Source organism: Allobosea sp. 2KB_26 (assembly GCF_052115715.1).
In the GTDB taxonomy this organism is placed as follows: domain Bacteria; phylum Pseudomonadota; class Alphaproteobacteria; order Rhizobiales; family Beijerinckiaceae; genus Allobosea.
In genome coordinates this window covers 116,241-128,956 of sequence record NZ_JBFRHE010000003.1, presented here as the reverse complement: position 1 = coordinate 128,956, position 12,716 = coordinate 116,241, and the positions used below count along the sequence as shown (strand labels likewise).

At 67.0% G+C, this 12,716-nt stretch carries 10 protein-coding genes; 3 read left to right on the top strand and 7 right to left on the bottom strand.

Annotated features, from left to right (window positions below; genetic code table 11):
- Positions 1–88: 88 nt before the first annotated feature.
- The 4 genes from AB4099_RS11395 to AB4099_RS11380 form a co-directional block, all read right to left on the bottom strand.
- Positions 89–1,372: an NAD(P)/FAD-dependent oxidoreductase gene (locus AB4099_RS11395; RefSeq protein WP_441478154.1), complete on the bottom strand. Its 1,284-nt coding sequence runs from the start codon at positions 1,370–1,372 to the stop codon at positions 89–91.
- 83 nt (positions 1,373–1,455) lie between these two features.
- On the bottom strand, positions 1,456–2,271 hold the full coding sequence (locus AB4099_RS11390; protein ID WP_441478153.1) for an NAD-dependent epimerase/dehydratase family protein: 816 nt from the start codon (positions 2,269–2,271) through the stop codon (positions 1,456–1,458).
- Positions 2,272–2,362: 91 nt separating this feature from the next.
- The gene (locus tag AB4099_RS11385) at positions 2,363–4,084 is read right to left on the bottom strand and encodes a hydantoinase B/oxoprolinase family protein (protein ID WP_441478458.1); all 1,722 of its coding nucleotides are present in this window, start codon (positions 4,082–4,084) and stop codon (positions 2,363–2,365) included.
- Positions 4,081–6,201, bottom strand: coding sequence for a hydantoinase/oxoprolinase family protein (locus AB4099_RS11380; protein ID WP_441478152.1), 2,121 nt, complete (start codon positions 6,199–6,201; stop codon positions 4,081–4,083). Before AB4099_RS11380 ends, AB4099_RS11385 begins: the two co-directional genes overlap by 4 nt.
- Positions 6,202–6,366: 165 nt before the next feature.
- Here AB4099_RS11380 and AB4099_RS11375 point away from each other — a divergent pair, with 165 nt between their 5' ends.
- The gene (locus AB4099_RS11375) at positions 6,367–7,266 is read left to right on the top strand and encodes a LysR family transcriptional regulator (protein WP_441478151.1); all 900 of its coding nucleotides are present in this window, start codon (positions 6,367–6,369) and stop codon (positions 7,264–7,266) included.
- A gap of 34 nt (positions 7,267–7,300) precedes the next feature.
- On the opposite strand, the gene AB4099_RS11370 is transcribed toward AB4099_RS11375, so the two are convergent.
- Positions 7,301–7,939 carry a LysE/ArgO family amino acid transporter gene (locus AB4099_RS11370; RefSeq protein ID WP_441478150.1) on the bottom strand — a complete coding sequence of 213 codons (639 nt, stop codon included), beginning with the start codon at positions 7,937–7,939 and terminating at the stop codon, positions 7,301–7,303.
- Between the two features lie 68 nt (positions 7,940–8,007).
- On the opposite strand from AB4099_RS11370, the gene AB4099_RS11365 reads away from it, so the two are divergent.
- Positions 8,008–8,949 carry a LysR family transcriptional regulator ArgP gene (locus AB4099_RS11365; RefSeq protein ID WP_441478149.1) on the top strand — a complete coding sequence of 314 codons (942 nt, stop codon included), beginning with the start codon at positions 8,008–8,010 and terminating at the stop codon, positions 8,947–8,949.
- 22 nt (positions 8,950–8,971) lie between these two features.
- Here the strand turns inward: AB4099_RS11365 and AB4099_RS11360 are convergent, their stop codons facing one another.
- Both AB4099_RS11360 and AB4099_RS11355 read right to left on the bottom strand, forming a co-directional pair.
- Entirely contained in the window at positions 8,972–9,610 is a 639-nt protein-coding gene (locus tag AB4099_RS11360; protein ID WP_113517914.1) for a TetR/AcrR family transcriptional regulator, read from the bottom strand.
- A 55-nt stretch (positions 9,611–9,665) separates the two neighbouring features.
- Positions 9,666–11,156, bottom strand: coding sequence for an AMP-binding protein (locus tag AB4099_RS11355; protein ID WP_441478148.1), 1,491 nt, complete (start codon positions 11,154–11,156; stop codon positions 9,666–9,668).
- 202 nt (positions 11,157–11,358) lie between these two features.
- Between AB4099_RS11355 and AB4099_RS11350 the strand changes: the two genes are divergently transcribed.
- A complete protein-coding gene (locus AB4099_RS11350) occupies positions 11,359–12,618 on the top strand; it encodes an ABC transporter substrate-binding protein (protein WP_441478147.1) in 1,260 nt (419 codons plus the stop codon).
- The last annotated feature ends 98 nt before the right edge of the window (positions 12,619–12,716 follow it).

The following is a 12,716-nucleotide window of genomic DNA, read 5'->3' as shown; positions in this document are numbered from 1 at the left end:
GGCCGGCTCACGGCTGGCGGCGTGCCGCCCCCCCGGGAAGGCACTGCATCGCGACCGCGCGATCTCGCCGATGGTGCGACTGCGTGGTTCAGGCCGGCGCGATCGGAAGATGCGCCACTTGCGCGCCGACCTCGTAATACGCCTCCCTGAGGCCCCGGAATGCCGGGATGGCGATCTCCGAGACCGGCAACGGCATGCTGGCGAGATCGATCTCGCCCAGGATGAGCCGGGCAAGTTCGCGCCCGAAGACGGTGCCCGGCGCGATGCCGCGTCCGTTATAGCCGCTGAAGCCGAGGGCGTTCGGGCCGTAGCTATGCAGCCGCGGCAGATGATCCGGCGTCATGCCGATCTTGCCATACCATTCCGTTTCGAGCTCGAATTCGCCGAGTTGCGGAAACAGCTTCCGGATATGCCGCTTCGCCCAGGCGCGGTGAACGCTCAGGCCCGTTCCGCGTAGCGCGCCGACGCTGCCGACGATCAGCCGCCCCTCTGCATCGAGCCGGAAACCGCTCAGGATGGTCTTGGTGTCCCAGCCCGCGCCGCCATGCGGCAGGATGGTCTTGCGGATATTGTGGCCGAGCGGCGCGGTCGAGACATGGAAATAGGGCAGATGCACCTGCTCCTCGCGGATGCTCGTGGTGACCCCGGTCGAATAGGCGTCCGTCGCCAGGATGAGCCAGTTCGCACTGACGCTGCCGCTGGCTGTCCTGACCAGCCAGGCGCTGCCATTGCGCTCCAAGCCGGTCACCGCGCTGCCGGTGTGGATGGTCGCGCCTTCGGTCATCGCGGCGCCCGCCAGGCCGCGGGCATAGGCGAGCGGCTGGATCGTGCCGGCGCGCGGGTCGAACAGCGAGCCGGTATAGCCGGTAGTCCCGGTCCTCGCCTGCGTATCGCCGGCGCTCAGCAACTCGACCTTGGCGCCGAGCTTGCTCCACTGCGCCTGGCGGGCCTGAAGCTGCTTCAGGCCGCTTGCGCCGACGGCGCAATGATAGGTGCCGCGATGGTCGGCCTGACATTCCATGCCATAGCGTTCCGTGAGCGCAAAAACCTCGCGCGGCGCCTCGCCGAGCAGCCCGATCAGGCGGTTGCCATAGGTTTGGCCGAGCGTCGCGATCAGGTCGTCGGGCATCACCCAGAGACCGGCATTGACGAAGCCCGAGTTGCGGCCGGATGCGCCGAAGCCGATCTCGATCGCCTCCAGGACCACGACCTTCTTGCCGCCCCTGGCGAGATGCAGCGCCGCCGAGAGCCCGGTATAGCCGCCGCCGACGATGACGACGTCGGCGGAGATCTGCTCGCGCAGGACCGTGGTCGGCGGGGCGGGAGGGGCTGAGAGCTCCCAGAGCCCGTGCGAACGCTTGTCCTCCAGCATTGAATCGGCTCCGCTCAGTCAGGTCCGTGAAAGGCTTGGTGCAGGCGCAACATTGTGCAGGCGCATGAGGGCGCCCGCAGATGTCAGGCCTTCACTTCGTCGTCGGGATGGCCCATCTCGCAGAACTTGCCGCCGAGATAGCGGCCCGTCGGAGTTTTGGGGTCGAGGGTCGGCGCATTCGCCTCGACTTTGGCGCGAAACGGCTCCGAGCTGTCCTGCGGGTGATAGCCGAGATGGTTGGCGCCGCTATTGTCGACCGCCTTCACCGTGTTGTCCGAGGTGCCGAAGGAGATGGTGTGGCCGACGAAGGGCGCCGTCAGCGAGGCTTCGACGAGGCGCACGCAATCGGCGAAGGAGAGATAGGACCACAGCATCCGCCGGTCGACGGGCTCGGGGAAGGACGAAAAGATGCGCAGGCACGCCGTCTCGATGCCGAACTTGTCCCAGTAGAGCCGGCTCAGGCTTTCCACGAAGGTCTTGCCGACGCCGTAGAGGCAGTCCGGCCGAATCGGCGCATCGACCGAAATCTGCGCGCCGATCTCATGGAAGCCGATCGCATGGACGGATGAGGCATAGACGACGCGTTTGATCCCGTGTTTCCGGGCGCCCTCATAGATGTGGTAGGAGGCGCGAATACTGGAATCGAGGATGGTCTGCCAGTCCCGCTCGGTCGGCGCGCCGCCGAAATGGACGATGGCATCGCAGCCCTCGGTCGCCGCGATCGTCGCCTCCATGTCGGCGAGATCGAAGATCGCCTGTTCCTCATGGGCAGCGAGCGGGCCGAGCGGTTCGCGATCGGCGACACGGATCGTCCCGGCGAGATGCGCGAGCCCGGTGCGCAGATGCGAACCGAGACGGCCGGCCGCGCCGGTGATCAGGATGCGGTCATAAGGTGGCATGCGGTCCTCGCGTCGTCACAGGCTGACCGCCGCACCGGGCCGGCGCGGCGGGGATCGGGATGATCGGCGTTACGGATCTGGTGGCACGGCGTCATCCGGGGGAGGGCAGTTCGCCGCGCTTCAGTCCGGCTTCGACCGCCGCGATCTCGGCGTCGCTGACGTCATATGCGGCCTTGGCCGCCTCGGCCGAGACATAGCCGAGCGCGAGATCGCGCAGCACGGCGGCGCGGCTGCGCTCCGAGGCCGGGCCGTAGCCGGCGCCCCCGGGAAGCGACAGCATCACCTTGCGCCCCTCGGGAACGGCCTGGCGCCCCTTGCCGGCCATGGCGGTGCCGTCGTCGAGGCGGATTTCGGTCGCGCCGCCATCGGCCCCGCCCAGACGCCCGCGCGGCGGATGTTTCAGGCGGTCGAACATCGCGGACATGTCGAAGACATGACCCTCGACGGCGCCGACCTCCATGAACTGGCCGAGCCCGCCGCGGAAGCGGCCGGCGCCGCCGGAATCGGGCCGCAATTCCTTGCGCCAGATGATGATCGGGCCGGCATGCTCCGTCGCCTCGATCGGCATGGTCATGACGCCTGAGGGGAAAGCGGTGGTGTTCATGCCATCGAGCGTCGGGCGCGCGCCCGAGCCACCGCAATTGAACATCAAGACCTCGGCGCGCCTCGCTCCGGAAAGACGCGCGGCCTCCGAGGCTGGGCGCAGCGAGACCTGGAAATTGCAGAGCGGCCCTGCGCCCTCGGCCGGAACAGTCCTGGGCAGGAGCTTGTCGAGCGCATCATAGACCGTGTCGGGGATGAGATGACCGATGACATGGCGCAGCGCGACGGGCGCCGGATGCAGCGCGTTGACGATCGTGTTCTCCGGAGCCGTGATGCGGAAGGGCTCGAGCGAGGCCGCATTATTGGGAATCTCAGGCGCGATCGCGCATTTCAAGGCATAGCAGGCATAGGCCTTGGAATAGACCATCGGGCAGTTGATGCCCTTGGGGTCGACGCCGGACGAGCCCGCGAAATCGACGCAAACCTCGTCCGCGCCGATGGTGACCTTGACCTTGAGCAGGATTGGCGTGGCGAAGCCGTCGCTCAGCATGGCGCCCTCGGCTGCGCCGGGTGTGAGCGCCGCGATCTTCTCCAGTGTCGCGCGGCGCGAGTTTTCGAGGATGAAATCGCCGACCTGCTCCAGCCCGTCGAGGGCGAATTCGTCGAGCATGCCGGTCAGGCGGCGATGGCCGACATCGTTGCAGGTCGCCAACGCGAAGATGTCGCCGACGACCTGGTCGGGCTCGCGGATATTGCCGCGCACCAGCCTGACGAAGGGCTGGTCGACCTTGCCCCGGTCGGCGAATTTCATGATCGGGATATAGAGGCCTTCCTCATAGACGGAGTTGGCATCCGCGCCGAAGCCGCGGCCGCCGATATCGACGACATGGGCCGTGCAGGCGAAGAAGCCGACATGCCGCCCCCGGTAGAAGGAGGGCGTCACGACGGTGATGTCGTGCAGGTGCCCGGTCCCCATCCAGGGGTCGTTGGTGATGTAGATATCGCCTTCGAGAATGTTGCCAGGCCCGATCTCGCGGATGAAATGCGCGACCGCATCGGCCATCGCATTGACATGGCCAGGCGTGCCGGTCACGGCCTGGGCCAGCATCAACCCGGCCCGGTTATAGACGCCGGCCGAGAGGTCGCCGGCCTCGCGCACCGAGGTCGAGAAGGCCGTGCGGATCAGGGCCTGAGCCTGCTCCTCGACGATCGAGATCAGGCGGTTCCACATCACCTGCAGCGATACGGTGGAAAGCTTGCTCATGGTCAGGCCTCGATCATGGCGGCGAGACGGGCTTCCGCCGCGTCGGTGCTCGGCTTGAAAACTTCGATGCAGCCATCCGAACGGCAGGTCGCTGCGCAGCCGGCGGGCACGATGATCGTGGTTTCGTCCTCGACGATGACGCAGGGGCCCGCCACGAGCCGGCCGATCGCGACCTCCGAGCGCGCGAACACGCCGGCCGTCACCCGAACGCCGAGCGCGGGATCGAAGACTTCGCGCTGCGAACTCGCCGTCAGCGCCGCCAGGGCGCCCAGCCCCTCGGCCTGCGCCGGCACCGTCTTCGCCGTGCTCGCATTCACGGCCCAGACGGTGATCTCGATGTCGAGCCCCTGGACTGTCCTGGAGAACAGCTTGGCATATTCGACCTCGAACAGTGCGCGATAGGCATCGATCGTAGGCTCCGCCCGGCTGACATCGATCGGGATTTCCCAGCCCTGGCCGACATAGCGCATGTAGACCTTGGCCTCGACGCTGAGCGGCGCCTGCGCGTCGCAGGAGCGGACGAAGCTCGTGGCTTCGCTTTCGAGTTCTGAGAGCAGGTCGCGCACCAGCGAGGCGTCGAAATCCGCGAGGCGCATATAGACGCTGCGCGTCGCCTCGAAGCTGAACGGCGCCCGCAGGAAGCCGATGGCCGAGCCGACGCCGGCCCCGGGCGGCACCAGCAGGCGCGCGATGCCGAGCTTTTCGCAGAGCCGCCCGGCATGGAGCGGTGCCGCACCGCCAAAGGCGATCATCGTGTAACCGGAAAGATCCTCGCCATTCTCGACCGCATGGACGCGGGCGGCATTGGCCATGTTCTCGTCGACGACCTCGACGATGCCGAAGGCGGCCGTCTCGCCGCTCATCCCGAGCCGGTCGGCAATCGCAGCCGTCACGGCTGTGCGCGCGGCGGCGACGTCCAGCAGCATGCTGCCGCCGGCGAAATGGGCAGGGTCGATCTTGCCGAGCAGGAGGTCGGCATCGGTGACGGCCGGCCTCATGCCGCCGCGGCCATAGCAGGCGGGGCCGGGCTCCGAGCCGGCGCTCTCCGGCCCGACGCGGATCTGGCGCATCGAATCGACCTGGGCGAGCGAGCCGCCGCCGGCGCCGATCTCGACCATGTCGATCACCGGGATCGAGATCGGCATGCCCGAGCCCTTCTTGAAGCGGTAGCTCCGCGCCACCTCGAAGACGCGGCTCGTCTTCGGCGTCTGGTTCTTGATCAGGCAGATCTTGGCGGTCGTCCCGCCCATGTCGAAGGAGAGAACCCGGTCGAGGCCGAAGCGCGCGGCGACATCGGCTGCATAGATTGCCCCGCCGGCCGGCCCGGATTCGACGAGGCGAACCGGGAACTCCGCTGCCCCTTCGAGCGACATGATGCCGCCGCCGGAATGCATCAGGAAGATCGGGCAGTCCGCGCCTTCCCCCGCCAGCTTCGCGGCGAGGCTGGCGAGATAGCGCTTCATCATCGGTTTGACATAGGCATTGGCCACCACCGTGTTGAAGCGCTCGTATTCGCGCATCTGCGGCGAGACCTCCGACGAGATCGAGACCGCGAGACCCGGCATCCGCTCCAGCAGCACCTCGCGCACCAGCCGCTCGTGGCTGGGGTCGAGATAGGAATGGATCAACCCGACCGCGACGCTCTCATAGCCCGCTTCTGCGATCTGCTCGGCCAGCGCCGCGACATCCGCGCGGCGGAGAGGGATGAGCGTCTTGCCGCTGGCAGCGACGCGCTCGCGCAGCGTGTAGCGCCGGTTGCGCGGCAGCAGGGGCAGGGGCAGCGTCAGGTTGAGGTCGTATTGCTCGAACCGGCTTTCGGTCCGCATCTCGATTACGTCGCGAAAACCTTCGGTCGTGATCAGCGTCGTCTTCGCGCCGCGGCGTTCGATCAGGGCGTTGGTCGCAAGCGTCGTGCCGTGGATGATCCGGCCGATGGCGGCGGCCGTCACGCCCGCCTTGGCGCAGACGCGGTGCATGCCCTCGATGATGGCGCGTTCGGGCGCGTCATAGGTGGTCAGCACCTTGGCGGAGTAGCTTTCGCCCCCGATCTCCAGCACGACATCCGTGAAAGTGCCGCCGATATCGGCGCCGAGATTGCCCTGGAGGGATGCAGTGCCGCTCACGGAAACCACCTTTCAGTGCATCACGGGGGTGACCGATGCTGTGCGCCTATCCCCTGCAAAAACATGGCTGCGATCGATGATCAGGTCTAATTATTTGATTGTCTCACGAGCATAGAAAATATTGATCCTGTGGTTCGCCCGGCGCGGAGCAGACCGGGGCCTTCGATGCAGATCACGCTCAAGCAGATCGAAACCTTCGTTCGCCTGGCCTCGCTCAGGAATTTCCGCCGCGTCGCCGAGCAGATGCACACGACGCAGCCGAATATTTCGGCGCGGATTGCAGCGCTCGAGGCAGTGCTGAACCTGCGCCTGTTCGAACGCGATGCCGGATCGGTCGTGCTGACCGATCAGGGCAAGAGCGTGCTCCCGCTCGCGGCCCGGGCGCTCGAGGCAACCGAGGCGCTGCTTCAGGCGGGGGACACGACGAGCCGGCAATCCATCCTGAAACTCGGCGTCGCGGAAACCGTCGCCCAGACCTGGCTGCATCGCTTCCTGCGCGAGATGGCCGTGCGCTTTCCCGAGGTCGTGGTCGAGCTGAGCGTCGACCTGACCTTCAATCTCCAGCGCAATCTCATCGACGGCTCGCTCGACATCGCGTTCCTCAACGGGCCGATCTCGGACCTCTCTGTCACCAATCTGCCGCTGGGGACGGTGGCGCTGCCCTGGGTCGCCGCACCCCGGTTTGCCGCAGCCTTGCCCGATCCTGCCGGGGCCGACGACCTCGCCCGGTTTCCGATCCTGACCCATGCCAAGAACACGCGGCCCTATGCGGAGGTCGTCGACTACTTCAAGCGCAACAGCAGCCGGCTCAGCCGCCCGGTCTCGTCGAGCAATCTGGGGGCCTGCCTGAACATGACGCTGGACGGCCTCGGCATCGCGACCTTGCCGTCGCCGCTGGTCGAGCGCTTCGTCGAATCCGGCGAGCTCGTCGCCCTCAACTGCGATTGGGTTCCGACCCCGATGAGTTTCACCGCATCCTATGTGACGATGCCGGCGCGGCCGATCGTCGAGGCTGCGGCGACACTCGCCGTCGCGGTCGCCGACTGGAAGCCGAACGCGGCCTGACGCGGGCGAGGGGGGCAGCTTGCGGTGGCGATGGTCAGGGGATCAGCGCGTCGCGCAGCAGGCTTGCAGCGAGCGCCAGCATCATCGCGCCAATGCCGAGGTCGAGAACGCGCCAGGACGCCGGGCGGGACAGGAGCGGGGCGAGGAAGCGCGCGCCGAAGCCGAGCGAAGCGAACCAGGCGAAGCTGGCAATCGCCGCGCCGGCCATGAACGGAGGCCGCTCGATCGGCGGAAGGCTCGTCCCGACGGCTCCCATGAGCATGACCGTGTCGATATAGACGTGAGGGTTGAGGAAGGTGAAGGCGGCGGTGCCGGCCAGCGCTGCGCTAAGCGTCATGCCCGCCTGCTGCTCGACGATGAGGACGGAAGGGTTGGCGGCCCGCCTGAGCGCCGAAACGCCGTACCAGCTGAGGAAGGCCGCGCCCCCCAGGCTGAGCCCAAGCGACAGGCCCGGAACGAGAGCAAGCGCGCTGCCGAGGCCGCTGACGCCGGCCACGATCAGCGCGGCGTCGGCCGCGGCACAGAACAGCACGATGGGCCAGACATGCTCCCGTTTGAGCCCCTGGCGCAGCACGAACATGTTCTGGGCGCCGATGGCCATGATCAGGCCGGCGGACAGGGCAAAACCCTTGGTGAAGGCGGGCAAGAGAGATGGCAGGAGAGAGCTGGTCATGTCGCCTTGATGTGCTCGGCGAGCGATGTAGTCTAGCTAAAGAAGCTAATCATGAATTAGGCGGGCTAATGCTGGACTATGCGTCCCTGGCGGCCGTTGCCGCCGTCGCCCGCGAGGGCAGCTTCGAGAGAGCCGCGCTGGCGCTCGGCGTCACGCCATCGGCGGTGTCCCAGCGGGTGAAGGGGCTCGAGGAGCGGCTCGGCGCGATCCTGCTGACGCGGGGCGTTCCCTGTCGCCCGACCGAGATCGGCGCCAAGCTCTGCGCCCATGTCGAGCAGGTTCGGCTGCTCGAAAGCGAAGTCGTCCATGATCTGCCGGGACTGGCGGTTCAGGAAACTGGCGCGACCACGGTCAGGGTCGCGGTCAATGCCGACAGCGTCAGCACCTGGTTTCCCCGGGCGGCGGCACAGTTCGCGGCCGAAACCGGTGCGATGCTCGACCTCGTCATGGATGACGAGGCCCATACGGCCGAGCGGCTGCGCACGGGAGAGGTCCTGGCGGCCGTGACGGCCGATCCCGCCCTGGTTCCCGGCTGCAAGATCTATCCGCTCGGCGCCATCGAGTATGTGGCGACGGCCAGCCCCGGCTTCATCAGCCGGTCCTTCCCCGACGGTGTCCATGCTGCGAGCCTTCAGGAAGCACCGATGCTGCGCTTCGACCGCCGCGACGAATTGCAGGCGCGCTGGGCGCGGCAGGCCTGGGGGACGCCGGTTTCCCCACCCGTCCATTGGACACCCTCGACCCAGGGCATGCTGGACATGACGTTGGCGGGATTGGGCTGGTCGATGACGCCGCTGCCGCTGGCGACGCCGCATCTCGATGCCGGCCGCCTGGTGGAGCTGCCGCCACATCGGCCGATCTCCGTCACGCTGTACTGGCAGCGCACGCGGCTGGCCGCGCGACTGCTCGACCGGCTGACGCATTGCGTCCGGTCGATCAGCGCGCTCGAACTGGCCAGGGCCGGAAACGAAGCACGCGGGCCGGGCAGCGGCCCATCCGAACAGCGGTAGCCGGGCCGGGAGCGTTCCCGGTCTACCCCGCGATCAGGCCTGAGCGCATCAGCTTCTCATAGGCCGTGATGACATGCTCGGGGACGGGGTTCACGCCGTCCTCGCCATAGGCATAGCGCCGGCTGAGATAGCCGCGTGCACCCATCAGGATATGGACGATGACCTCCAGCTCTTCGTCGCTGTAGTCGCCGATCTTGCCGGGGCCGCGTGCGCGCTTGAGCAGCCGCACATAGGCGGCGGAGATATTGTCGAGATGCTGCTGGTAGCCGAGCGGCGCGAAAACCTCGGCCTCGTTCAGGATGCGCAGGAATTCAGGTGTATCCTGCAGGAATTCGAAGAAGGCGCGAAAGCGGGCGACCTCCTTCTCGAGCTCGGAGGCTGACGCCTCGATCTTCTCGCGGATGAAGTCGACCATGTGCTGGCCGATGACCGGCAGCAATTGCTCGAGCAGTTCCTGCCGGTTCTCGAAGTGATTGTAGAAGGTTCCCTGCGCCACGCCCGCCAGGTCCGTGATGCGGGCCACCGAGGCCTCGGCATAGCCGTATTTGCCGACGACCTTCGCCGCGGCGCCGAACAGGCGGCGTTTGACGTCGTCGTTCTTCTCGCTGCGGGTCAGCTTCGGGCGTTTTGCACTGCTGCTCGCACGGGCTTGTGTCGTCATGCGGTCTCGTATCCGGGGCTCTTGGGCTGACGTGTGATCAAACTCGCAGATCGGGCTAGGATCGCAACTCGTCGCGGAGAACCCGCTTCAGGATCTTGCCCGATGGATTGCGCGGCAGGCTTTCCCGCAGGATCAACTGGCGCGGGGCCTTGAAGGCGGCGAGCCGGCTGCGGCAATGGGCGGCGAGCGCATCGAGGGTGAGGGCGCTGCCGGGCTCGAGAACGACGAAGGCAACCGGCCTTTCGCCCCAGCGTTCGTCGGGCGCGCCGATCACCGCGACCTCGCGCACCTGCGGCAGCTCGAAGATGGCGCGCTCGACCTCCGAAGAGGCGATATTCTCGCCGCCGGAGATGATCATGTCCTTCATGCGGTCAGTCAGGTAGAGGAAGCCGTCCGGGTCGAGATAGCCCATGTCGCCGCTGCGGAACCAGTCGCCGTAGAATGCGGCTTCGGTCTTGGCCGCATCGTTCCAGTAGCCGCTGGTGATCTTGGGGCCGCGCAGGCAGATCTCTCCGGTCGCGCCCGGCGGCAGGACCCTGCCGGCCTCGTCCCTGATCTGGATTTCGACATGGGCAAGCGCCCGGCCGACCGAGCCGATCTTCTCGATCTCGCGGCCAGCCTCCATCAGCGTGTCGCCGCTGCAGGTCTCCGTCAGGCCGTAGGCGTCGATATAGCGGGCATTGGGGAAGGCGGCGCTGAAGCTGCGGATGCGCGCCTCGGGCGTGCGCTCGCCACCGCCGATGACCCAGCGCAGGCTGGACAGATCCTGACCTGCCTCTTCGGTGGCTGCGAGCATCGCGCTCATCATCACGGGGGCGAGCCAGGCGCAGTTCAGCCGTTCCCTGGCAATCGCCTGGAGCGCGGCAACCGGCGAGAACTCGCGCTGGATGCACAGCATGCCGCCGACCCAGAGCACCGCCAGGCCTGGCAGGTCGAAGGCTCCAACATGGTAGAGCGGACCGACGACGAGAAGCCGGTCCTCATGGGTGAGGCCGAGCGCCACGATATGGTCGCTGCATTTCCAGTAGAAATTCTCGTAGCTGTGCATCACGCCCTTGGGGCGGTCCGTGGTGCCCGACGTGTACATCAGCCGAAACAGATCGGACGGCTTGCGCGGCACGAGATCGGCAGGCGCAGCGCCGGGACCGAGCCGCGTGCTGTCGGCGCGTGCTGCCGCATCGACCAGGACGACCGGGCCGGCCTCGCGGGCCGAGGCCGCAAGCTCCTCATCCGCGATCAGCAGCCTGGCGCCGGAATCCTCGACGATGTAGCGCACCTCGTCGGCTGAGAGGCGAAAATTGATCGGCAGGAAGACGGCGCCGAGATGCCCGACCGCGATCGCCAGCTCGACGAAGGCGGCGCTGTTCTTCATCAGCACGGCGACGACATCGCCCGCCACGATGCCGCGCGCGGCAAGCCAGCCGGCACTCCCTGCGACCCGCCCGGCGAGCGCGCCATAGGAGATGCGGGCCTCGTCGAAGATGATGGCGGTACGGTCCGGCGTCCGGCTCGCGTGGTAGCGGACGAAGCTCGAGAGATTGATCATTCCACCCTCTTGGCAAAGCTCGCGAGGCCTCGCCATCTCCTTTTTCTGATTTATGACTCGTAATTCATTTTTCTCTTGACGTCACCCCGGCGGCTGCCGAATATCGCTGCAAGAAGCGCGTGCCGCACAGCGGCGCCGACAAGATGCCGCCTTCCGGATCACCCCGGAAAGGAAACGGCCAAAGGCCCCAGGGAGAAGCGTGATGACCAAGACACCGTCCTCGCAAATGAATCGGCGCGCCGTTCTGGCGCTGACGGCCGGAGCCGCCGGCGTGATGGCCGCGCCCTGGGTTGCCCGCGCCCAGGCCAAGGCCGTCAAGGTGGGCATGCCGACCATTTTGTCGGGGCGCGTCGCCCAGCTCGGCACATCCTCGCGCAATGCCGCGCAGATGGAGGTCGAGAAGGCCAATGCCGCCGGCGGGCTTGCCGGCCGGCCGATCGAGCTCGTGGTGCGCGACACCAAGGGGCAGCCGCAGGAGGCGGCCCGCGTCGCCCGCGAGCTGGTCAATTCCGACGGTTGCGAGATCCTGATCGACGCGGAAGCCTCGACCGGCGCCTTCGCCGTCCATGAGGTGGCGCGCGATCTCGGCGTCCTCTGCATTCACAGCAATTCCGAAACCTCGTCCCTGACGGCCGATCCCAAGCTCAAATTGCCGAACGCCTTCCGTTGCGCGCGCCAGGGCATCCACGATTCCGTCGCGGGCGGAACCTATGCGGCCGAGATCGTCAATGCCAAGGGGCTGACGCGTTGGGCGACCTGCTCGCCGGACTACGCCTACGGCCGCGACACGACCGCCGAATTCGTGATGTATCTCAAGCGTTTCGCGCCCAAGGTCGAGGTCGTCGCGGAATCCTGGCCAAAGATCTTCCAGCCCGACTACACCGAGTCGATCACCAAGCTGCTGCAGGCCAAGCCGCAGGCGCTCTATTCCTGCCTCTGGGGCGGTGACCTGACCTCCTTCATCGACCAGGCCGGCATCTATGCGCTCTTCGCGCAGATGCAGTTCTTCGCGGTCAACATGGCCGATTACACGGCGCTGACCACGGTCAAGAACCTGCCGCCCGGCATCCATTCCGGCAATCGCTACATCAAGACCTTCCCGGCGACGCCCCAGAACGCCGCCTGGGGCGACGCCTATCGCGCGAAATATGGCGAGTACCCGACCAACTGGGCCTGGCAGAACGCCTTGGCGGTCAATTTCCTCGCCGCTGCCGCGAAGAAGGCGAATTCGGCCGACGGCAAGAAGCTGGCCGAGGTCCTGCGCGGCCTGACGATCGAGTCGCCCTTCGGCACTGATGGCAAGGTCACGATGCGTGCCGACGACCAGACGCTCGTCGACTATGCGGTCGGCTGGGGCACGACGATCGCCAAGGAGCCCTATGTTCCCGAGATGAAGAGCGTGGCCTGGCAGCGCATCTTCGAGCTCGAGGCCGAGTGGAAGAAGGACAAGGGCTTCGTCTGAAACCCGTCCTGATCCGTCGGGGTCGCCCCGACGCCTGCGTCCCATCAGATCCGGCCGCGCTCTGGCGCGCGGCCCGGCCCATTTCCTCCCGGCGAGCG